Here is a 21,711-nt window from a genome sequence, read left to right on the forward strand (position 1 = left end):
CTATCATACTATAATAACTACATATGTGTAGTGATTTACGGTTGGGGCATACCTTGGCATCATGGGGTGCATGGGGAAAGCTGGTCGAGTTTTGAGAGATGTACTGAACACCTATGGCATTAGCCAAAACAAATTGGCGATCGCAATGGGTGTGCGTAGTTCTGTTGTCTATCGTTGGTTTAATGAGCTCATCGATCCAACTGGAGAAACGCTTGTGAAGATAGTTGTGGCGTTAAAATTGCTAGATATAGATGCAGCGCGGGAGTTTGTGCAGCGTTATTTGGGTGAGATTTTGGAGGATGAGGGTGAGGGTGAGGTCGATCGATCTACAGATACAGAATCGAGTTAATGATAAAATTATGGCAGAGTGACAATGACACCGAAGTTCAAAGCGATGACAGCAGCACTTCCAATTTCTCTGACTCTCGAAGCTTTCCTCAAACTACCGGAAACTCAACCTGCGAGTGAATTTATTAACGGACGCATTCACCAAAAGATTATGCCTCAAGGCAAACATTCTCGATTGCAACTCAAGTTTTGCAATAGTGTCAATCTGGTTGCGGAAACGGAAAAAATTGCTCTGGCTTTTCCCGAATTGCGGTGTACTTTTGGCGGGCGTTCTATTGTACCTGATGCTACAGTGTTTGCTTGGGATAGAATCACTTTTGAAGCGGATGGCGAAGTTCCGAATTCCTTTGAAATTTATCCCGACTGGACAGTATAAATTTTATCCCCAGACCAGAAAGCAACTAAGGTGATTAGTAATATTTTACACTGTTTGAAATACGGGACTCAGCTCGGATGGTTAATCGATCCAGAGGAACGGTTTATTTTAGCATTTATTCCCGGAGGAGAACCCGTTGAGTTAACGGAACAAGATCGGTTGCTCGTGCCAAGTTTTTTAACATTAGATTTGACTGTAGAGCAGGTGTTTGGGTGGTTGAAAGCAGGTAGATAACTTTGCTCTAATTTCGAGCCGATCGCAAATTCCGCACATCCTTATATACAACGTTAAATTTTGATATTTTATGCAAACACCACAAGTCGAACAAACACCGGAAAACTTAATGCAAAGTCTTTATGAAACTGATTTTTACGCTTGGACTGAGGAACAAGCAAAACTCCTCAAACATCAAAAATGGAGTCAACTTGACCTACCTAATTTAATCGAGGAGATTGAGTCATTGGGAAAACAACAACGCGCTGAATTAAGAAATCGGTTGAGTATTTTGATTGGACATTTGCTTAAATGGGAATATCAAATATCGAAACGAAGTCGCAGTTGGGTGAATACTATTTGCATCCAGCGTATCGATATATTAGAATTACTCAAAGAAAATCCCAGTCTCAAACCTTACCTAGAAGAAGCTCTCCAGACAGCTTACAGCAAAGGAATCGCATTAGCTTCGGGAGAAACAAACCTGCCACGAAAAACCTTTCCAGAGAATTGTTCGTATACGCTAGAAGATATTTTTAGCGATCGCTTTTATCCTGGTGAACCTGTAACAGATGATGTGATGGAATGAGGCGATTGTGCAATGGATAAACTAGAATTATACCGTCAGTCAATTCGATCGCTATTAACGGAATATGCGGCAACTCCAATTTCTCATGGTGAGATCGAAACCCAAACAATTTTTGATATTCAGCAAGATCGCTATCAAGTTGTTAACGTTGGTTGGAATGGGAATCGGCGAGTGCATGGATGCGTGCTGCATTTAAATATTAAGGATGGTAAAATTTGGGTGGAGCACAATACAACGGAGATGCGAATTGCCCATGAGTTGGTAGCAATGGGTGTGGCTAAGGAGGATATTATTTTGGGTTTTCAAGCGCCTTACGTGCGGCAATACACGGGCTTTGGAGTGGCTTAGCGCGATCGTCCAAAAATGTGGCAATATTTTTTTCAAAGTTATACAATGAAAAAAACCTAAATTTTGATATATTTATGCAATCACCACAAGTCGAACCAATACCGGGAGATTTAAGAGAAAGTCTGTATGAAACAGATTTTTTTGCTTGGACTTATGCTCAAGCAAAATTTTTGAAAGAACGAGAATGGAATCAACTAGATTTACCGAATTTAATCGAGGAGATTGAGTCATTGGGCAAACAACAACGTGCCGAACTAAGAAATCGATTAAAGGTGTTAATTGGACATTTATTAAAATGGGAATATCAAGGAAAACGACGCAGCCGTAGTTGGTTAATGACGATTCGCATTCAGCGTCGCGATACTCAAGAATTGCTGTCAGAAAACCCTAGTCTTAAACCCTATCTTCAGGAAGCATTACAAAAGATATATGAAAGCGGTAGAGATTTGGCAACAGGAGAAACCAACTTGCCACTAAAAACTTTCCCAGAAAATTGCCCGTATACCTTAGAAGACATTTTTAGCGATCGCTTTTATCCTGGCGAACCTGCAACAGATGATGTGATGGAATGAGAACGATCGCAGATAGTTGTCTAATGGTAGGGAGTAATTCTGTTAGTGCGATCGGTTGTTTTCCTACGATGCGTCTATGTTAACGGTAGCAGGTCAAGGTAGTAATTGCAACTTATAGGGGAGTTTGACAAATTTCGTTGTGGTTAGCCAGATTCATTGCCTGCATCAAAGCTGTACCAGCATCAAAAGTATCGTAGGTGGTCGAATGACATAAAATTGCTCTTGGATATAATGGTAATGAAGTCTAGCAAGGAAAATGCCCAATTATGACAGTCCAAGAAGAACTAATCCATGAGATTAAGCAAGCATCAGATGATGTACTTCAGGTGCTATTGAGTTTTTTGCGTCAGACACGGTTGTCGCAGTCTGAGCCTTCTCTGTCGATCGATTTGGCTGAGATTTCGAGTGCTGGATTGACCGCGCAAAAGCATTATCCTCTGCGCGGGATGCCGTTGGTAATTGCCGAGGATTTTGATGAGCCGATGTCGGATTTATGGGATGCGCTGGGTACATGATTTTACTAGATACACATATTTGGCTGTGGTTGCTGCACGATCCAAGTAATTTGTCTGTGGCGGCAAATAGTGCGATCGAGGCTGAGGAAAGCCAAAACGGTTTATTGGTTTCTGCAATTTCCGTTTGGGAAATAGCCGTGAAATCGAGTCTGGGGAAGCTGACTTTACCTTTGCCGATCGCACAGTGGTACGCACAAGCGAGAACTCATTCAGGTATAGTTATTGAGCCATTAAATCCGCTGGATGCGATCGAAAGTACGCAACTTCCAGGGGATTTTCACAAAGATCCAGCCGATCGTATTTTAGTAGCGATCGCGCGGCGGTATGATATTCCTTTGGTTACTTGCGATGAGAAGATTCTGAGCTATCCTCACGTTGAAACGATTTGGTAGTTACGGGCGATCGCACTTAGTTTTTTGGTAAGGGCGATCGCACTTCGCACACCACAATCTATTCTGGTTTCATCCAACCTTTAACGATCGCCTTTGTGACATTGACATAAGGATTATCTAAAAACTCTTCGATCGCAGCTTCACCGCCAGCCTGCAATGCACCAACCACGCGACGCTTGAAACTAGGAGTAGTTTCATCATAAACGTACTCAATCTTTTCAGCCTCAGTAGCCATGGGATTCATTTTTTCTAAGTGTTTGAGCAGTTGTTGAATCTCTGCTGCTGCTTCCGAAAGAATTTCCTTTTCCTCATATAAATAATAATGAGTGCCTTGGTTCGTCTGTTGCCTAAATTGATTATTAGCCACACTTCCAATGTTCACAGCGCCGTAAACGCTTGCACTGTTACCAGAACTGTAAACTGTTCCACCGCTTATCTTAATTGATTTATCATTTTGAGACATGATTTAAACGACTCCTTAATCACAAACAAATAAATTATTAAGTGTAAAATCTATCAATATCATTTCTAGATAAGAATCGATTTGGCTTTTCGTTTTCGTTCAATGGTATCCAAATCGATCGGCTGAGATTTGCAGCCACACTGTCTCTAAAATTTTGACAATCTTCATCTTTGATTGTAAAAGAAGTTGTGAATTTTAAGCTATGTTTTTGTGTATTTTTTGTCCATCCATAAATTCTCAATTCGTAATTCCCAGGTTTTACCTCAAATTGCCTACCTCCTAGTTCAGTAATCCAATCAAATCGAATTACTTTATTCACAGAAGAAAGCCCTTTTATAGCAATCGGTTGAGCTAAATTATCATCTTCAAATCCACCAGTCTCAATTTTGACAAAAGTAGTCCATGTCATGTCATAAAAATCATCATCATTTTCCTTTGCAATAGCTAAGCGAATACGTTGAATTGTTCCGCCTTGTGGACTCCAATTATAGAAAGTAATAGGTAGGTTGAATCCTACTCCTGCCATAGTCACACTACTCGTTGTAACATGAGTTTTTGGAACGGGAAAAAGTATGATATTTCTGCCAACACATAACTTAATATTTGCTAATCTAAGACTAGAGGTATAACCAACAACAGAAGATATAGCCAAGCTAAGTATAGAAACTATTATTGCGATCCAATCAGTTTCTTTTTTAGCCTGTTGTACCGTGCTGGTCTCATTGAGGGTTAACATTTTCTCTAAGGGAGTAGGTGATAACGTTAGTGATTGCTGTGTTATAAAAGCGCCATAAGGCCTAACATTTTCGGGAATAAGTGTGTGATTAGATTGTTGAGCCAAAAGTTTAACAGAAGTAGTTAATAACAATGTAGTAGTACATATTGCTAACAATATTTTGTTTTTTTTCATCCTGAAACGTTTACGATCACAGCATAATATCACTTTAAATCAATCATTAACAATTAAAAAGCGGAAAAAGACGGAATTATACGGATCTTTTGTAAAGATTCTGTAAAGTTTGAAAATCGGAAAAAGACGGAATTATACGGATAAAGTCGGCTATAATAACCAATGTCCTCCCACATCCCGGATGATGCGCGTCCAAGAAATACTTCAATTTATAGATGATGCTGTCTACGCCAAGACACGCAAACGTTTAAATGACTTGCAGCGCGGAATTATCGAAGGCACGCTGAAGCGTCAAAAGTATGATGACATTGCAGAAAATTGTGGTTGTTCAGCGGGTCATGCTAAGGATGTCGGTTACGAGCTTTTGCAAATGTTATCTGATATCTTTGATGAAGAAGTTGATAAAAAAAATCTTAAATCCGTCGTAGAACGGCAAAGTAATTTAAATATTTCTTTGGGCGCTCGAAGCTTTAATAGTAATAATAATATAATCGGTTGTGTAAACATGGGTTCCGAACCAACCACTCCTATCCCAGATGAAAGTCAGCAGGAAACTCCCGACTTGCAGGAGGAAACCAAAAATAAAACTAAGATTGAAACAATAGAGAAATTGCGGCAGTTTGGTTTGAGCGACGAGCAAATTGCCGAAGCGCTAGATATACCTTTAGAGCAGGTTAAACAGGTGGACTTGGAGGAGTAAAGTCTGGTACAGTAATAAAGAGATAAGTTTTGAGAATAAATTAGGAGAATAAATTGAAAATCAAAATTATCATCCACGAAGCAGAAGAAGGCGGATTCTGGGCCGAAGTTCCTGCTATTCCTGGCTGTGCAACTGAGGGAGAAACCTTTGAGGAACTGCTGCAAAACCTCTAGGTCGCAATCGAAGGTTGCCTTGTTGAAGTAAAATAAAGTATCCCCAGATATTTTCAGCTATGAACACAAAACTCATTGAATCCTTGGTACAAATCATCCAGACACTCTCAGAAGAAGAGCAATTGCTAATCAAAGCAAAACTATTTAGTAACATCCCCTATCCTTCTACTGCGGAAATAGCCCAGTTAGCCCAAACCGGTGGAGCATTTCAATTCCTGCATGACGAACCCGATATTTACACCCTTGAAGATGGAGAGCCAATTTAGTGAAGCTAAAAAAAGGAGATATTGTTTTAGCTGAATTTCCATTTACAGATTTGAGTCAAAAAAAGTTACGTCCGGCTTTAGTGCTGTGGGCAAGTTCAACCATAGATGAAATTACTATCTGCTTCATTTCTTCGCAAAATGTCACTAGCCTAAGTTTAGATGAATTTGCTTTAAATGCTTCCGATCCAGAATTTTATAGCACGGGATTAAGAGTATCTTCTAAAGTTAGAGTGACTCGGATTGTCAGTCTAGAACAGAGATTAATCGTGAGACGATTGGGCGAGTTAGGAAGTCAGCAAATGCAGCAATTGAATGCAACTATAATACAAGCATTTCAATTAGTATAGCGTTGTTGAGTCTCGCACGCTTGCCGGAAACGATCGCAAATCCCTGCAATAAAGGTTTCGCCATCAATCGGTGGAGTATGTTCGGACATGGCAACCGCAGCATCTATCTTAACTCGTACAGCATCGATCCATTGGCGATCGGCGCGATCGTATTCATCTAACAATCGCAAAGCAACTTCCAGCACTTCTTCGGCAGAGCCATATTTACCAGTTTGCAGTTTAGTTTGAATGAATATCTCTTGGGTTTTCGTCAGCGTAATGCTCATAGTATTTATTTACCCGTTTGTTTTAATTATATCGCATTTATGGATGTTTGAAACTGGCGATCGGCAAAATTTGGATTTCGAGATCGACACCATCGACGGCAAATTACGGCAGTTTGGCTTGAGCGACGAGCAAATTGCAGAAGCGCTAGATATACCTTTAGAGCAGGTCAAGCAGGTGGACTTGGAGGAGTAATACCATTTTCATAAAGTCCTACTACAAATGTAGTTCTTAGCCCCCCCTTAATAAGGGGGGGTTGGGGGGGTAGATATGTAGCGCTACTTTATGAAATTGGTATAAGTCTGCGCCCGTGCGAATTTTACTGGAGCGATCGCCCGCACTTAGTTTTTTTGTTATAATCGTCGCAGGTTGCCTTGTTGAAGTAAAATAAAATATCACCAGATATTTTCAGATACGAACACAAAAATGATTTAATTTTCAGTATAAATCATCCAGACACTCTCAGAAGAAAAGCAATATGGAAACTTTGCTGTTAACAATCGTAATTATTTTGCAGCTCGTGCTAATCTTTTTAATTTTACAGCGCGAGTATCAGTGGTTCCCAGAAAGTTTAAGTGTTCGGGAATACTCTCAACTTTCAAAATCAACAGCCCAGAAACCAAGCACAAGTTCAAAAAATTTATGGGATAACCCACCACCAGCATCAGAAGAACTAAAGTTGACTGTTACCGAATTTAAAGATAAGTATGACAGGAGTGAACCGTGGGATGGAGATTTTGCAGCCTAAAAAATTTTCCCAATCTACAAAGAGAGGAGTTTGATTGTAGAGATGAGGAGATTAATAACTATCTGAAGAATCTAGTGGAAACGGCTGATGAAGCTGGTTTTTCTAGAACTTTCTTGATGATTTTGGAATCGGGAGAGGCAAAGGTTTGCGGATTTTATACTCTCAGCGCATCGACAATTCCTGTTAAAGAATTGCCCGATGAATACAAACAACCCCTCTCTTTCCCGATTCCTGCTATTTTGATAGGACAGTTTGCAATTGATAAAGTGTGGCAAGGACAAGGAATAAGTCCCCTACTGTTGGCAGATGCTTATCGTCGAATTTGCTTGCTATTTGAACAAGAAATTATTGGATTTCAGGCGATTAGGGTTGATACTAGAAATGAGGAGGCAAAAGCATTTTGGTTAAAACAGGGTTTTGTGCCTTTTAGAAAGACTCAGCGTTCTCTATTTCTGCCAGTTCGGACTATTCTGAGAGAATTAGAAATGTAGTTAAAAAATCCAAATTCCAAGATATGCATTTAGAGGTGGTTAAGCAGGTAAGCTTTGAGGAGTAAGCCTGCACCGTGTGCGAATTTTACTGGATCGATCGCCCGCACTTAGTTTTTTTGTTACAATCGTCGCAGGTTGCCTTAAAATTAGGAGAATCAATTGAAAATCAAAATTATCATCCACGAAGCAGAAGAAGGCGGATACTGGGCAGAAGTTCCTGCTATTCCTGGCTGTGCAACTGAGGGAGAAACCTTCGAGGAACTACTGCAAAACCTTTATGAAGCGATCGAAGGTTGCCTGAGTGTAGATATTGAGTCTTTCGAGACAAATGAGCGAGACAAAATTATGGAGATTGCGATATGAACTCCATGTCTGGCAAAGAGTTAGCAAAGCTGTTAGAACGTAATGACTGGATATTATTAAGAGTTCAAGGCAGTCACCATATCTACGGGAAAGCTGGAAGCTCAATCCGAATTTCTGTGCCAATTCACGGTAATAAATCTTTAAAAGTTGGATTGCTAAGACATTTGTTAAAACAGTCGGGATTATTGGAAAATACCCATCAAAATACCAGCATAGTTAAAGAGTCAAATAGTGAAGATAAGGCGACGAATGAATCTGATTCGATCGATGAAGAACAAGAATGAAATTGCCTCCATCTTCCGATGAAAGTAACAACCCAGCCTACAAGCTATTTTGGGAAACGATCGCAAATCCCTGCAATAAAGGTTTCGCCATCAATCGGTGGAGTATGTTCGGACATGGCAACCGCAGCATCTATCTTAACTCGTACAGCATCGATCCATTGGCGATCGGCGCGATCGTATTCATCTCACAATCGCAAAGCAACTTCCAGCAATTCTTCAGCAGAGCCATATTTACCAGTTTGCAGTCTTGAGATACCTGAACTCTTTAACAACTCCCCTAGGTGGGGATGATATTTTCTGATGTCGGCTGACTAACCAATTTTTCTGAAAAAACCAATCATATCTCTACAGTAAAGTATAAAATGTTCAGTGGGTGCTCTACCAGCCACGGAGAAATCATGATTACATCTCACGGCTGAAGAATAAATTTGCTATAAATGGCAAAACTCTACTCTATTGGAGCAAAACCTGTGGGCCAGTTAGATCAAATATTCAATTCCGAAGATACGTCTGAAGTAAGTTTGAGTTCCGAGGAATCTTTAGCAGCAGTAGCATTTGTCGCAGCTCTGGCAAATTCTCCTGACACTGATGCAGATATCTTAGAAAGCGTACTTTGGGAATCGGAAATCTTTGCTGAATATTCCGAAGATGATATGTCAGCCATGCTTAAAAAACTCTCAGGCATTTCTACCCAAGATGGTGTGGGAGCATTATTTAATACCGCTTGGGAGTCCATCCCAGATGAATTAGTCTTAGATGCTTTTGCTGTCAGCGTAGCTATGTTTGTCGTAGATGGCGAAGTCTCTGACAAATACCAGCTTTTTTTGCAGGAGTTCCAGCAAGCATTAGGTTTGGAAGATGAGGAAGCTCAAGAAATTATCGAGGAGGTAATTGTTGCTTATTCAGAATCTGATGAGGAAGTTTCTGATTTTGATGCGGCATTGTACGAGTCTCCAGAAGGCAATTTTACTGTCCCTATTCCAGTTGACCCCCAACAGGGCGGTAAAATTGATGAGCAAGAAGGCAGTGTTACTTTTTCTGATGACTTTGGCGTTTTGCTGAAAATTGATTATTTCCCGATTGGGGGTGAAGTGGCAGAATTCATCGAGTCTGTTGGGGAAGCAGCTTATCTTAGTTCGTTTCTCAACAATTTTATTGATGGTGCAATTCTTGGTACTTTTCCTCACTCCAAGTTACTGCACGCCGAATCTTTAGAAAATGAAGAAGCTTATTTTGCGGTTGTTGATATACCTGGTGGTGCAACTATCAGCGTCCCGAAAAACTTGAGTCCAGTGACTCGGTTGAATGCCTATCGAGGATTTTTGTCTTTTATCGCTGAGGGTGTTTGTTACACGATCAGTTCTCAGATAGTTTATCAGGAAGCGGATGAAGAGCGTTCTCTGGAGTCTGAAGTAGAGGTAATTATGGACAAAATTTTAGACTTTATTGAGACTATCGAATTTGCGGAACCAGTATAAAATTGCACGATCGAGCACTGGGTAAAAAAACCAGTTCTCGATCGCACTTCCAGATTTTTCTAGTCAACCAAACTCGATCGACAGCAGCAGTCAGCCACCATCCTAGATAACATAGTCTCCTAGTTAGTAGTCTGAGCTTCCTGCAACCTTTGCTTGAGTTCTTCCAGAGCACTGGCCCAGCGTGGATCTGGCTGCACGGAACCGGAATCAGCGCTAGACGAAGTTGTGGTTGCTGGATTGCGACGCGACTTGTTGTTATCCCGACGGCGACTGCTTTTACCAGAACCTCCGCCACCAGTGCTAGGGGAAGCATCGCGTCGCTGTTGCGGAGGCTGACCCTGGGAAGGTGCCGAGGCTAACTGGGGCGATTGCGGTGACTGTTGTTGATCTTCATCACCCTTGTCAGATTTACCCTTAGAGCGTGGCAGTGCTTTTTCTATTTTTAGCGGGTTTTCCTTGAACATCAAGCCATTGTATTTTTCAATAACTTGGTCTGCTTGTTCATCAGTCAACACCGTTACAAAACCGAATCCTCTGCATTTGCCAGTTTTGCGGTCTGTAATTACCTTGGTGGTGACAGATTCACCCTCTGGTGCAAAAACATCTTGCAGTTCTTGGCGATCGAGTTCCTTTGGTAGATTACCAACATATAGACGAATAGACATGAAAAATTCCTCCAGACTTGGATTCTAATTAGTTTGATCGAACAGCATTACCCGAAGTCAACTGAATATTGACCCCAGGGAAAGACGACATTACCGCAGAATCTGCGCGTTCTTCCGACCAACCTTGACAGCTCTCGCCACCTTTTAGAAAAAGATAATCTACTCTCGTGAAGCCGCAACTTGGCAGCCTATGCAGAGAGATCTTAAATCTAAGGTTGTTCTGTAAACTTTTAGTCATCACTCAAATGTTGAGGCTTTTGGCTATTCTGTATTATTTGCTTCCGGTTTTGATTCAGAATGTTTATAGCCAGCGGCGTGTAGAAATTTATTTCCCAGGATGTCAATTGTAAGCGATCGGAATGCCAGTATTCAGTTTAATACGGTGATGGGTAAAATCCCTAACATTTTTTCAGCCAGTAATTTTACCTCGCTCCTAATGCTGAGGACTATTTACCCCAATCTCCCTTGAATCGGGTTGGGGAGTTTCTGACCATCATTTAAAGGTATCACAGCCTTGGCAACGCCAGCTAGTTATTTAGGAAGATTCACGATCAATTTAACCGAAACCATCTCTGAATCACTTTTGTGAATTCATCTCCTACAGCGAAAGTGGCTGTAGAAAAAAACAGCCGACAAGCGGCTGGCTCAATTTGCTGTGTTGGGAGGTTGACAACTTTTACGCAATACCTTTGCGGTTTTAGTCACTGAAGTGATTGCGATCGGTCGGCCAATCAAATTTATGTAACTAAATGTAACAGGATGTTGGTAAAAAAGCAACTTTTCTTTACGAAGAAGAACCCCCCCCAGCCCCCCCCTTGGGGGGAAGGAAGAGGGAAGAAGGATTCTGCGCGGGGACTTTGAGCATCTTTCTCCCCCCTTTTTAAGGGGGGTTGGGGGGGATCTCCGGGGAGAGAAAACACGCCCTAACCCCCCCTGATAAAGGGGAGGGACAAGACTACTGTTGCATTATTTTTTAAAATTGGTATAAATATTGTGCAAATTATCTATGCTCCCCAAACAGCAGCAGCAAAGGCTAAAATTGCCGACCAGAGGGGATGGGTCCTATCGATACATTTCTCCCTGAAAAATGATATATGCTCCCCAAACAGCAGCCGCAAAGGCTAAAATCGCCGACCAGATAGGATGTCCGCTGTGGCTAACTCTGCCACCTTGACTGCGGAGGGTTTCTAGATCGATCGCCACAGTAGCTCCCCTTCGCAGCCAACCAGTCGCCACCACGGATTGTCCTACCAAATCACCAGGGCGAGTAGGTTGTGGCCACAAAGAGCCGATCGGACCAAACCTCGAAACATAGTGTAACCTCACCAACCCAGTCGCCGTCTGCAAAATCAAATCCTGTCCCAGCCAATTAGCCATACCCGATCGCCCCAAAAGTTTCCCCTGCAACCCCACGGGTTGAGCATCCAAGGGCAAACTATCCGAATTTGACAAAATTTGAGGTAAACTCGGTGCAGTGACTGCTCTGGGCACAATATCAGGGAAAAAATCATTAATCCGCATCAAAGTACCAAGACAAAAGCCGATCGGCAAACAGCCCCACAGAATCGAGCGATCGCCCCAAAGCCAATCCAGCCACCAGATACTCGTCCTAGACAAAATCCCCCCAATCAGCCACAGCACCCCCACAATCGCCAAACTCATGGGAATTCCAAAAAAAGGCGCACCTTGTAAAAGTAGGGGCGGTGGATGGCGCGGCCAAAATTTTGAATTAAATAGATCGGAAACCTGGAATTTGCCCTTAGTAGACTCCAAAGTGCCGAGATTCGCCAAATCCAACTCAGTTTCAAGTTGCCAGAATTGAGCATAAAGAGCCAACAACTTTAAACGCTCACCCATTAAAGGATGCGTGCTGTTAACCGTCAACCAATTGCGACAAGGATTGCTGACATCCCACAGCAAAATCTGTTCCAGAGGCGCGTGTAATCCAGCCGAACCAATAGTTACAGCTTGTCCCAGCCCCACAGGAAATAGCAGCTCGAAACCTTCGAGGAAAAAGCTAGTTTGCTGCTGCTGCTCAATATTTTTCGCCATCCCGATCGCAATTTTAGCCACAGCCCGCGTCAAACCATTGGGATTCCCCGTAATTTCTGCCGCAGTGCGATCGCTAAAATATACTCGACGGCGCGACACCCACAACATCGGCCATCTCAGCAACTTATAAATCCCGTAACTTCCAGCAGAAATCCCAGCCGCCAAAACTTTGACAACAGAACGAAAAAACTCGATCGAAATTAAACCAGATAACCGCTCCTCCCAGTGCACCACCAGCCCATAAATCAGGTAAGGAATCTGAATTACCAAAACCGCCAAGGACATCGGCGCAAAATCCCAGTGAGCGATATGCGCCAATTCCCGCGCCAAAATAGTCGCAATTTCATCCTCCGTCAATTGGTCCAAAAGTCCCTGACTCACAGCAATCCGAGCAAATCTCGGCAAACAGCCATAACTGAAAGCTACTGGTACATCAATTGGTAACAATTGGAGCACCGGGGCCGGCATATTCTGCTGTTTACAAAAATTTCGCACTACCCGATTAGCTTCTTTGCTGGACTTCAATAAAGTTACCCCCCCCAGAGGTTCCATCCCACAAATCAGTTTCAACACTGCATCTATCAACCAGGGAGACGAAGCTAGTAGCAATCCGAACATAAATTGCACAAAAGCAGTCGGATCGCGATAAAAAATCTGAATCGGCGCAAACACCGGCAGTCTAGTAAATATGTATAACTGAACCAACAGAGCATTAACATTGGTGAGCAGGAATTCCAGGATGAATCGCACCATCAAAAATAGTGCGATCGTACAGGCGAGTGTCTCCACCCGAAAACGCGCCAATTTCAGCAGTTTGAGCTTGCGCCACCCCGAAGCAGCACGCCCCGAATTGCGCCAAATCAGTTCGTAAGTATCTGGAGTTACGATTCCGGGGACCTCTGTGGGAGCATCTGAATCGGTGGCGGTGGTTGTGGATGTTTCTGGTTCTGAAGTCTTGACCAGAGGTGGTTTGGGGGGTGCAGGTACTGGCGGAATCTGTGGCGATTTAACGTTTTTTTGCCTGCTAGTCTGCTCAAAAGCCACCAAATCTGTTTTTTGGTCGGTTGATGGTCGATCGCCTGTGGGCGATATTTTCGGTGGGGAATTGCCAACATCAAAGGGGACGAAGCCAGTTTCCGGGGGAGTTGCTGGGATTTTTTGTGGATTTTCCGGTGGTTTTGGGGGGCGACGATCGCTCAATGCGGTTAAAGTGCGATCGGCCCAAGTTTTGACTTGAGTATGGGGATGTTTGGTGAGGGAAGTGCACAGGGCGATGGATTTTTGAAGATTACCAGTCGCTTTATAGGCCATCACCAAGCCCATTTCTGCCCGCGTACCCAGTGGCTGATTGGTGGCGGATTTAGCAACAGATTCTAAAAGGGCGATCGCCCGATCGTAATCCTGTTGTTTCAAAGCAGCCAAACCAGCATCTAGAGACTGTTTCATCGATGAATCCGATTGATTGGGATTAGGTGGAGGTATCATGACAGTGCCGGCGATCGCTACGCCTCTAATTGCCGATTTATACCAATTTTTTATGAGGCTGCATAGAATTCGATCCCCCCTAGCCCCTAGAACCCACCCCCAGCCCCTCCGAGGAGGGGAGCAAGAGGGGGGGACAAGATTCTGCTCTTTCGTCCCCCTTTGATCGGGGGATGCGAGGGGGATCGAGATCTGTGCAACGACCCATTAAATTGGTATTACTGCGTCTTGTCTAAGATAGCCTAAGCTTGAAAAATAGATAAATAACTGCCAGTTCCACAACCAAATAGATTCCCGTTCCACAAGAATATTAATTTTTTGCGGAACGGATTCCCAGCCTACTTAGTCTTATCCAAATTCCTCGACTCCAACCAAATAGGAATTACAATCCAAGCCACTGCTAATAGTAAAGCCACTACCGCAAATTGAGCAGCCCAAGCTACCAATTTCTCTAAAGACACAACTTGCCCTAAAAAGTAGGATAAACTTACCATTACAGAGGCCCAACTGGTGGCACCGAGAATGTTGAACAGCGAAAATTTCCAAAAAGGCATTTCGGCTATTCCTGCTAGGGGGCTGGCAAAAATTCTCAGCAGTGCGATAAACCTGCCTAAAAAAACAGCCTTAGCTGCATTTTCACTAAACTTTTCTTTCAAGTCAAACAGTTGTTCTTCTCGAAAACGAAAGATTTTTCCTAGCTTCAGCAACAGTGGCCAGCCGCCGTATCTGCCGATCGCATAACCAAAATTTCCCCCCAATGTAGCACCCGCGATCGCACTTGCGAGCACAAACCAGTAATTCAGTTCCCCACTGCCGGCTAAAAAGCCACCAGCAATCGTAATCGTCTCCCCAGGGAGAGGAATTCCCAGATTTTCCAGTAAAATTCCCAGAAATATTGCCCAGTAGCCGTAATCGTGAGCAAATTTCTGAATAGTCTCTAACGATAAAAACTCAAAAGACATTCGATACTGCCTTCGTAAACTTTTGCAAAGCTGCGATACTTTTATATATTGGCTTGATTCAGCCAATAGTGCAATCTTTCGTTGTGTTGACAAATACAGGAGATTAGCCGGTGAGAATGTCAACTACACCAACTTTTTGAAATCTGCGACTGTTTCGATCGATCCACAGCTAATTTGGATATCATAAATTGGCATATTTGTCAAGCACAACCAATGACAAACAAATAAATCCGGCAGTTGAACCCCCACAGAAGCGATCGCCGGTGCAGCGGGAAAAGGCCAAAGTCGATCGAAACAAATCCTGTCCCCAGCCAACCCGAACTGCATCAAATAAGTTGCTGGCGGTGCATTTAACAGAGTCAGCAAACGGTAAGCCAAGTCATACAACTCTTGTCGCCAAACATCCGACAAATGCAGCGGTTGAAAGTAGCTCAACTCCCCAGACTGCTGGTGGCCCTCGACACCGATCGCCTCAGCATACAGAGGGCCCTTCGCCGTCCACACCACAGGCAACCACAAATCGCCCTCCCCAGTCGCAGCTTGCAACTCCTGTTGTACCCGCACCCGCGCCGCCGAGACATCGCGACAAAATTTAAACAAATCTTGAGCGGGAAACACCAGATGGGACGGCACATCCAGTGTCAAAGCACAAATCATGGCATCTTTGTTGGCGATCGCCCCACCGTCTAGGTCCGCAACTCCACAGATCTTCACCTCAGTGGCAGAATTAACATGGGCGATCGCAGCCGACAGAGCCAAAGCCGGTGCCCTATTGGCATCCGCCACAATCAAAACCCTAGACATTGCCAAAGCTCGGCATCTGAATGCCCCGATTGTCATCAGACTCTACAGTTGGCAAATCCAAACCTTTAGCCTTGCGGCTGCGCACGGCGAGACGGTAAGTTACGCTCTGCAATTCAGTATGCAGTTGGCGGTTTTCCTTTTGTAGTTGTTCCAATTTTTCCTTAATCGGCTCGATCCGCTCGGCAAACTTCTGGCGATAAACTCCCGGTAATTCCTGAACTACCTGTTCCAGCATCCGAGAGCGATCGGTCAATTCTTGCACCGACTGCCGCAGTTGGTAAACTTCCGCATCCCGCTCGGCGATTTGTTCTTGATAAAAACCGACCTGTTCTTCAACAGCTTGCAGTTGTTCGCGCATCGCCTGCACTTGAGCGCTTTGGCGATCGGAAACCGACGGTGCCGGCACAAAACTGGTATTTCCCTTCACCAGTCTGAACAGCTCTTGAGACAACTGCTGCACCAATTGGTCGCGCATTTGCAGTTCTTCGTTGAGACGAGACACTTCCGATTGCAGTTCTTTGGTGCTTACAAGTTTACTGGGGTTCATCATCACCAATCCTTTTGGGCTAACATTTGCCAATAAATCAAATAGTTTACGAATTATCTAACTCACTGAGACTGTGCAATGCAGCAGTCCCGCTGATTTTCTGTCACCACAGTAAACCAGACGTGAGTTTTTTTTAACAAAGTATCTAATTTTATTGTATTTTCTGCTTCCAAGATCCGATCGACCCATCAAAGCTCTACCAATCAAGCCGATCTAGTTAATTACAGCCGAAAGTACCAGCCCTGCTTCATCCAAGCAGCCCCCAAAACAAATAATCCCGTCCTCATGGCCCGCCATCGCCAGAATTTTGCGATCGCCCAAATTCTCTTCCTCAAACAGCCTAAACATTTCCCATGCCATCCCAGGAGTCCCGTAAGGTATCTCTTTTCTAGTAGTCGGAATCTGGAACAGCAGTTGCTGCCACAGTTGAGGGTTATGAACGTGAATGATACCACCGACATCATCCCGATGAAGGTACAGCGCCGCGTGAGTCAGAGACTCGGAAGAAGCTGGTACCGGCCCGCGACAGCCCAGGAAATTTTCTTCCAAGTTAAATTCGGTGACAGTACAGTAGAATTCAGGCCCCAGAGTTGACAAGTGTGCTGTCTGGGTACCTGAAATTATGAACTGGCAAGAATTACCGAGTCTGACGCTCACGTTACCAAAGCCAATGCCATTGTCGTAGACCCCAATTAGTCCCCAAGAGTGGAGGCGATCGCGCCATGCCATCAAATCTACTATGGTCTCGACAGCTACAGGTTCTGCAAAAGTCCAGTCACAGTGGTACTTAACGACTCCTTCATCCATAAATTTTTGCCAATCAAAACAGTGGATTCAAGGCTGCATTAGCCTACCAGAAAATTGGGGTTAGAGCCTCCCCCTTCTAGGGGGAATTTCTCCATGTTCTTGGACAAATTCCATATTCCTGTGACAAGCATAGTATCATAGGAGCAGGAGGAAAAAAAATGCTCGTTCTCGAATTCAAGGCTTACGCAAAACCAGACCAGTTCCAGGCGATCGATGAAGCGATTAGAATTTGTCAATTCATTCGCAACAAATCAATCCGACTGTGGATGGATGGTGGCGCTAAATCTTGGTTCGATCTTTCTAAGTATTGTGCGATTTGGGCAAAAGAATTTGACGAGTGCAAATAAGTTGGGTGCGATGGCCAGGCAGGCTAGTGCAGAAAGAGCATGGGCTAGTATTTCCCGCTTTTACGATCGTGTCAAAAAAGGCATTAAAGGCAAAAGAGTTGGGTTTCCTAAATTCCAGAAAGATAGTCGTTCTGTTGAGTACAAAACTAATTCTTGGAAGCTTTCATTCGATAGAAAATCAATCACCTTTACCGATAAGTGTGGAATTGGCAGACTAAAGTTAAAAGGGACTCGCGATCTGAATTTCTATCAACCAGACCAAATTAAGCGGGTGCGGTTGGTTAAACGAGCAGATGGATATTATGTCCAGTTTTGCATCTCTGTAGAACGACTAGAAACCGCTCCAATGACAGGTAAAACAATTGGATTAGATGTAGGACTAAAAGAGTTTTACACCGATTCAAATGGCTTCATGGCTCCTAATCCTAGATTTCTGCGTAGAGGTGAAGCACGATTGAAACAGGCCGGGCGTCTTGTAAGTCGGAAGGTCAAAGGTGGGTCAAATCGCCGCAAAGCCAAAGTGATTTTAGGTAAGCGACATCTCAAAATAAGTAGACAGCGTAAAGACCATGCTATCAAATTGGCAAGGTGCGTAATCACATCAAACGATGTAGTAGTTTATGAAGATTTGAGAATATCTAACCTAGTGAAAAATCATTGTCTGGCTAAGTCAATCAGCGATGCTTCTTGGTATCAGTTCAGAGTGTTCTTAGAATACTTTGGGAAAGTGTTTGGTCGGATTACCATCGCGGTAAATCCTGCATACACCAGTCAAGAATGCAGTAATTGCGGGGAAGTCGTTAAAAAATTTCTATCCACTCGCACCCACATTTGTCAGTGTGGATGTGAAATGGATAGGGATCGTAATGCCGCAATTAATATCCTTAATCGTGGGATAGGTACGACGGGGCACGTCGGAACTTCTGTACTCGATACAGTAAACGCTTAGGGAGATTGGATCTCTGGGTTAAGTGCAGCAATGTTCTTGATTTAAGTCTGGTTTAGGATCTAAGAATCACCGTCGCTTGGGCGCGGTGAGTGTCAAATTCCAGTATCGCCGTAATTGGCTATTGACATTAACAAAAAATAAAATATTAAAGAACAACACAGTATTAAAAACATGATCTTTTCGCCTCAATATATGGTTACAAAATTTCCCTAGGGGAAGGCGCAGTTGGATCGCCCAATGCTGATTCCAGGATGTTGCTAAATCCTGGTTTTGATGACAAACCTGCTTAGTTCGCTGATTTATTTCTCTGTCAACAATCAAGTGCTTATACCGATTCCCGCAGACTTTATCAGCAATTTTATCCAATGTAATATACTTAATTTTGGCTATCTTTATAAAAAACAACCGTATATTTACGTATTTGTCTCCATTATACATATCTGGAGCCAAACAGTCAAAAAGTTAATATTTTTTAACAAATGAGGTTGCTGATGGACTGATTCCTGTTTCCCAAGGAGGCCAATCCCGATCGCAAATCCGGGAAAAGCTAACCACTTTAGGGTCGATCGGCTAATTTCTCTCTCTCCTGGCCCCTCTCCCCTTGCCTCTGGTCCCCCCAGGCTCAAGAGGGGTTTTTTCACCCGGATTGGCGTTGGTTCCGCTGGGTATAGATCCTATAAGCAAGCCGATCGAGCAATCCGAAAACTCGATCGGCTAAGGTATTCAATAGAGGGCGATCGCCCGCCATCCTTTAAATGTGAAAGTGATAAAAGATACTACCGTCATCTTTAATTTCGCAATGAGCATTAAAGACTTCCGCTTGTTCGTTCAAAAAACGCTGGGCGACATCCGGTGACAGTCGCGTCTCCATCGCAAATCGCACCAGAGTGATTTCCCCATTACCTTCTTTGATCAGTCGGTACAAAGCACTTTGGAGGCGATCGCTCTCTTCTCGTTGAAAAGCTGCTTTATACCTCCAATCCGCCACCGTGGGAATCAAACCGCGACTGACTAAAATAGACAGCAGCAAGCCAAGTCCCAAAATCAAAGGCACTGTGGGATCGGAAGTTGGTGTCGCCACAATTTGTGGCGTTTGGGAAGGGGCCAAACTACTCACCATTTCTTTCTCCGACGCTTGCGTATCCGCCATTGCAAGCTGAGTTTTGTTGTAAAAGTCTTGCTGAACCTTGATTTGTTGCAACAGGCGAGCTCGCTCTCTTTCATATTGGTCGAGCTTTTGCTGAGCTTGTTTCAGTTCTTGAGTGACTTGTGCCAAGCGTTGATTGAGGGATTGATTGACGGATTGCCACCGATATTGGTTAATCAGGCGGCTCTTTTCCACCATCCCCTTCATCAACATATCCGCTGTTTTGATGGCTTGCTGCTGATCGAGCGATCGATACCCAACAGCAATCTCTAGCGGTTGTTCCGGCTTAGAAATCTTGACGCTAGCATTTTCTCTCACCTGTTGAGGCGACAACTTCACGGCATCTGCCACTGCTTTGACAACATTATCTGCCAACAGAACATCCGGTGTCAGTTGTTCCCCTTGCTTGAGAATAGTAGTACCGGTGCTAGAAAATTTGACTGGCGGACTATTAGAAGTCAGAGTGCCTTGAGCCATGAATCCGGGAGGCGGGGCTAGACGGTAGGCAAGGGCCCCTGAAATGCCCATAATTACAGCAAAACTGCCTAAAGCAATCCATCTGTATCGATTAGCTGGTGATTTAAAACGTAAATTTGCCATTTTGATAGTCAAGTCATAACATTCGCTTGCCGCAGCTACTGGTAAACCAAATAGCGATCGTCTCTTTCTTGTGAGTTAAATTGACTGCTGAAAAAGCTCTCAGCTTGTAGCGAAAAGCTCTGAGCTTTTCAGATTTGTCAATATCCAGGAGCAGAAACAGCCGATCGCGCTTTTATTTTATCAGAGCCATAACCTCAGCTTTTGTCCTTAAGAATAAATCTGTTACCAGGATTTGGTTCGTCTATCGACTGCCAACTGGCACTTTTGACCCGATCGCCTCGCCGTGTTTGTTGACATTTAAAACTGTCACCTTTTCACCGCGAAGACTTAGGCTGGTCAGAATGGCTTGTTTGATTACTCTTACAAGCCCCGTCTCTTAAGAGCGGGGTTCCTGACCCAATTATCTGACATCTTGGCTGGAAGCGGACGCAGTTCCACCAGGAAAAAATCTTAAATACTCTGTCCAAAAAGTTATAGAACAAAGATTATACCACTTACCTATGAGTTTGCTAGAAATTTAAAAAATTGTGGAGCCGATCGATCTGACCAACTCCACATCATCATGTTGATTAGCAATGGACACAGGAGCAACATTCAGATGCCGATGGGTAAAATCAAGCCTTCCCGCGCCATTACCGCCTTGGGGAAAGCCACTTGCACTTCCAGAGCAATGCGATCGAGAAAATCATCAGTATGAGCCGGATCGTGGTGGAAAATCACCACACGCTTCACCCTAGCCTCCTTACCCATTCTCACCGCTTCCTGCCAAGTCGAGTGTCCCCAGCCTATTTTGGGAGACTTAGGGTTGTGATATTCCTCGTCCGTGTACATCGCGTCATAAATCAGCACATCAGCATCAAGGGCGAGATTATAAATATTTTCATCCAGTCGATCGGGAAAATGCTCCGTATCCGAACAATAAACCACGGATCTCCCATGCCAAGTCACCCGATATCCCATAGCAGTATTGGGGTGATTCAGAGAACCAGTCCGAATCTCAATATCATCCAGCATCATAGTCTGGTTGTGAAACAGTTCGTTGAAATTCAAGTCTGCCTGCAAACCCATCAGTGGCACCGGGGAATTGGAGTGTAGCACCCGTTCCACAAAGTGCCTTTTGAGGCAATCTCCATCCGGTGGAGTCGCCCCGTAAATATCAAATCTATTCCCACGGATAAAAGCGGGAGCAAACAGAGGAAACCCTTGGATGTGATCCCAATGATAGTGAGTAAAAAACATATAAGCTTGGACCGGCATTTCTTGCAGCAACTGGTCTCCCAGCATCCGCAAACCAGTACCGCCGTCAAAAATCAGGCGTTTTCCACCCACGCGCATTTCCAAACAAGAAGTATTACCGCCATAGCGAACAGTTTCTACTCCCGGTGTGGGAACACTGCCCCGCACACCCCAGAACTGCACTACAAAATCATCTATACCTTCCATTGCTTCAGACTGTTGAGGGCAATCATCAAAGGGAGTTGCCGCTACAGAGGACAAGCTGATTTCCAT

28 protein-coding genes and 2 pseudogenes are annotated in these 21,711 nt (G+C 43.8%); 19 read left to right on the forward strand and 11 right to left on the reverse strand.

From position 1 onward, the window contains the following. Positions 1-70: 70 nt before the first annotated feature. From P2A85_RS10455 to P2A85_RS10485, 7 genes and pseudogenes are all read left to right on the forward strand, one after another. Complete coding sequence (locus P2A85_RS10455) at positions 71-349, forward strand: helix-turn-helix domain-containing protein (protein ID WP_377479447.1); 279 nt, start codon at positions 71-73, stop codon at positions 347-349. 45 nt (positions 350-394) lie between these two features. Further along, positions 395-958, forward strand: a pseudogene (locus P2A85_RS10460) (Uma2 family endonuclease). Positions 959-1,028: 70 nt separating this feature from the next. Beyond that, positions 1,029-1,526 carry a DUF29 domain-containing protein gene (locus P2A85_RS10465; RefSeq protein ID WP_377479449.1) on the forward strand — a complete coding sequence of 166 codons (498 nt, stop codon included), beginning with the start codon at positions 1,029-1,031 and terminating at the stop codon, positions 1,524-1,526. A gap of 12 nt (positions 1,527-1,538) precedes the next feature. Beyond that, the gene (locus tag P2A85_RS10470; protein WP_377479452.1) at positions 1,539-1,874 is read left to right on the forward strand and encodes a XisI protein; all 336 of its coding nucleotides are present in this window, start codon (positions 1,539-1,541) and stop codon (positions 1,872-1,874) included. Between the two features lie 74 nt (positions 1,875-1,948). Beyond that, positions 1,949-2,446, forward strand: a complete 498-nt coding sequence (locus P2A85_RS10475) for a DUF29 domain-containing protein (RefSeq protein ID WP_377479456.1) — start codon at positions 1,949-1,951, stop codon at positions 2,444-2,446. Between the two features lie 266 nt (positions 2,447-2,712). Further along, the gene (locus P2A85_RS10480) at positions 2,713-2,961 is read left to right on the forward strand and encodes a hypothetical protein (protein WP_377479459.1); all 249 of its coding nucleotides are present in this window, start codon (positions 2,713-2,715) and stop codon (positions 2,959-2,961) included. Further along, positions 2,958-3,353 carry a type II toxin-antitoxin system VapC family toxin gene (locus P2A85_RS10485; protein WP_377479462.1) on the forward strand — a complete coding sequence of 132 codons (396 nt, stop codon included), beginning with the start codon at positions 2,958-2,960 and terminating at the stop codon, positions 3,351-3,353. Before P2A85_RS10480 ends, P2A85_RS10485 begins: the two co-directional genes overlap by 4 nt. Before the next feature lie 58 nt (positions 3,354-3,411). Here the strand turns inward: P2A85_RS10485 and P2A85_RS10490 are convergent, their stop codons facing one another. Further along, positions 3,412-3,816, reverse strand: coding sequence for a hypothetical protein (locus P2A85_RS10490; protein WP_377479465.1), 405 nt, complete (start codon positions 3,814-3,816; stop codon positions 3,412-3,414). A gap of 37 nt (positions 3,817-3,853) precedes the next feature. Next, positions 3,854-4,726: a hypothetical protein gene (locus P2A85_RS10495; protein ID WP_377479468.1), complete on the reverse strand. Its 873-nt coding sequence runs from the start codon at positions 4,724-4,726 to the stop codon at positions 3,854-3,856. A gap of 109 nt (positions 4,727-4,835) precedes the next feature. Here P2A85_RS10495 and P2A85_RS10500 point away from each other — a divergent pair, with 109 nt between their 5' ends. From P2A85_RS10500 to P2A85_RS10515, 4 genes are read left to right on the forward strand one after another with little or no spacing between them, the layout of a single operon-like run. Beyond that, positions 4,836-5,426: a hypothetical protein gene (locus P2A85_RS10500; protein ID WP_377479471.1), complete on the forward strand. Its 591-nt coding sequence runs from the start codon at positions 4,836-4,838 to the stop codon at positions 5,424-5,426. 53 nt (positions 5,427-5,479) lie between these two features. Then, complete coding sequence (locus P2A85_RS10505; protein WP_293177285.1) at positions 5,480-5,599, forward strand: type II toxin-antitoxin system HicB family antitoxin; 120 nt, start codon at positions 5,480-5,482, stop codon at positions 5,597-5,599. 59 nt (positions 5,600-5,658) lie between these two features. Further along, complete coding sequence (locus P2A85_RS10510; protein ID WP_377479473.1) at positions 5,659-5,865, forward strand: hypothetical protein; 207 nt, start codon at positions 5,659-5,661, stop codon at positions 5,863-5,865. Then, complete coding sequence (locus tag P2A85_RS10515) at positions 5,865-6,212, forward strand: type II toxin-antitoxin system PemK/MazF family toxin (protein WP_377479476.1); 348 nt, start codon at positions 5,865-5,867, stop codon at positions 6,210-6,212. Before P2A85_RS10510 ends, P2A85_RS10515 begins: the two co-directional genes overlap by 1 nt. On the opposite strand, the gene P2A85_RS10520 is transcribed toward P2A85_RS10515, so the two are convergent. Further along, complete coding sequence (locus P2A85_RS10520) at positions 6,200-6,478, reverse strand: type II toxin-antitoxin system ParD family antitoxin (protein WP_377479478.1); 279 nt, start codon at positions 6,476-6,478, stop codon at positions 6,200-6,202. The genes P2A85_RS10515 and P2A85_RS10520 overlap by 13 nt on opposite strands. A gap of 43 nt (positions 6,479-6,521) precedes the next feature. Here P2A85_RS10520 and P2A85_RS10525 point away from each other — a divergent pair, with 43 nt between their 5' ends. The 7 genes from P2A85_RS10525 to P2A85_RS10555 all read left to right on the forward strand — a co-directional run bounded on the left by P2A85_RS10525 (position 6,522) and on the right by P2A85_RS10555 (position 9,840). Beyond that, complete coding sequence (locus P2A85_RS10525; protein WP_377479481.1) at positions 6,522-6,671, forward strand: hypothetical protein; 150 nt, start codon at positions 6,522-6,524, stop codon at positions 6,669-6,671. Between the two features lie 283 nt (positions 6,672-6,954). After that, a complete protein-coding gene (locus tag P2A85_RS10530) occupies positions 6,955-7,224 on the forward strand; it encodes a hypothetical protein (RefSeq protein ID WP_377479484.1) in 270 nt (89 codons plus the stop codon). Between the two features lie 74 nt (positions 7,225-7,298). After that, positions 7,299-7,715 (forward strand): hypothetical protein, encoded by a 417-nt coding sequence (locus P2A85_RS10535; RefSeq protein ID WP_377479487.1) that lies wholly within the window; start codon positions 7,299-7,301, stop codon positions 7,713-7,715. A 159-nt stretch (positions 7,716-7,874) separates the two neighbouring features. Beyond that, complete coding sequence (locus P2A85_RS10540; protein ID WP_096832264.1) at positions 7,875-8,078, forward strand: type II toxin-antitoxin system HicB family antitoxin; 204 nt, start codon at positions 7,875-7,877, stop codon at positions 8,076-8,078. Then, a complete protein-coding gene (locus tag P2A85_RS10545; protein WP_377479490.1) occupies positions 8,075-8,362 on the forward strand; it encodes a type II toxin-antitoxin system HicA family toxin in 288 nt (95 codons plus the stop codon). The genes P2A85_RS10540 and P2A85_RS10545 overlap by 4 nt, the downstream gene beginning before the upstream one ends. Then, positions 8,359-8,613, forward strand: coding sequence for a hypothetical protein (locus P2A85_RS10550; protein WP_377479493.1), 255 nt, complete (start codon positions 8,359-8,361; stop codon positions 8,611-8,613). The genes P2A85_RS10545 and P2A85_RS10550 overlap by 4 nt, the downstream gene beginning before the upstream one ends. A gap of 186 nt (positions 8,614-8,799) precedes the next feature. Then, complete coding sequence (locus P2A85_RS10555; RefSeq protein WP_377479495.1) at positions 8,800-9,840, forward strand: tellurite resistance TerB family protein; 1,041 nt, start codon at positions 8,800-8,802, stop codon at positions 9,838-9,840. 119 nt (positions 9,841-9,959) lie between these two features. Here the strand turns inward: P2A85_RS10555 and P2A85_RS10560 are convergent, their stop codons facing one another. The 6 genes from P2A85_RS10560 to P2A85_RS10585 form a co-directional block, all read right to left on the reverse strand. Further along, a complete protein-coding gene (locus tag P2A85_RS10560) occupies positions 9,960-10,505 on the reverse strand; it encodes an RNA-binding protein (RefSeq protein WP_340521505.1) in 546 nt (181 codons plus the stop codon). Positions 10,506-11,567: 1,062 nt separating this feature from the next. After that, on the reverse strand, positions 11,568-14,003 hold the full coding sequence (locus P2A85_RS10565) for a M48 family metalloprotease (RefSeq protein WP_377479499.1): 2,436 nt from the start codon (positions 14,001-14,003) through the stop codon (positions 11,568-11,570). Positions 14,004-14,377: 374 nt separating this feature from the next. Next, positions 14,378-15,001: a DedA family protein gene (locus P2A85_RS10570; protein WP_377479502.1), complete on the reverse strand. Its 624-nt coding sequence runs from the start codon at positions 14,999-15,001 to the stop codon at positions 14,378-14,380. A 123-nt stretch (positions 15,002-15,124) separates the two neighbouring features. After that, positions 15,125-15,805, reverse strand: a complete 681-nt coding sequence (locus P2A85_RS10575; RefSeq protein ID WP_377479505.1) for a hypothetical protein — start codon at positions 15,803-15,805, stop codon at positions 15,125-15,127. Beyond that, on the reverse strand, positions 15,798-16,352 hold the full coding sequence (locus P2A85_RS10580) for an Npun_F5560 family protein (protein ID WP_341737450.1): 555 nt from the start codon (positions 16,350-16,352) through the stop codon (positions 15,798-15,800). The genes P2A85_RS10575 and P2A85_RS10580 overlap by 8 nt, the downstream gene beginning before the upstream one ends. Positions 16,353-16,565: 213 nt before the next feature. Continuing rightward, positions 16,566-17,159, reverse strand: coding sequence for a class II aldolase/adducin family protein (locus tag P2A85_RS10585; RefSeq protein WP_377479508.1), 594 nt, complete (start codon positions 17,157-17,159; stop codon positions 16,566-16,568). A 158-nt stretch (positions 17,160-17,317) separates the two neighbouring features. Between P2A85_RS10585 and P2A85_RS10590 the strand changes: the two are divergent. After that, positions 17,318-18,455: pseudogene (locus tag P2A85_RS10590) on the forward strand (RNA-guided endonuclease InsQ/TnpB family protein). Between the two features lie 751 nt (positions 18,456-19,206). Here P2A85_RS10590 and P2A85_RS10595 read toward each other — a convergent pair. Together P2A85_RS10595 and P2A85_RS10600 are read right to left on the reverse strand one after the other, a co-directional pair. Beyond that, positions 19,207-20,202 carry a hypothetical protein gene (locus P2A85_RS10595; protein ID WP_340521496.1) on the reverse strand — a complete coding sequence of 332 codons (996 nt, stop codon included), beginning with the start codon at positions 20,200-20,202 and terminating at the stop codon, positions 19,207-19,209. 594 nt (positions 20,203-20,796) lie between these two features. Next, positions 20,797-21,711: an MBL fold metallo-hydrolase gene (locus P2A85_RS10600; protein WP_377479510.1), complete on the reverse strand. Its 915-nt coding sequence runs from the start codon at positions 21,709-21,711 to the stop codon at positions 20,797-20,799.

Source organism: Microcoleus anatoxicus (assembly GCF_042465725.1).
Classification (GTDB): Bacteria; Cyanobacteriota; Cyanobacteriia; order Cyanobacteriales; family Microcoleaceae; genus Microcoleus; species Microcoleus anatoxicus.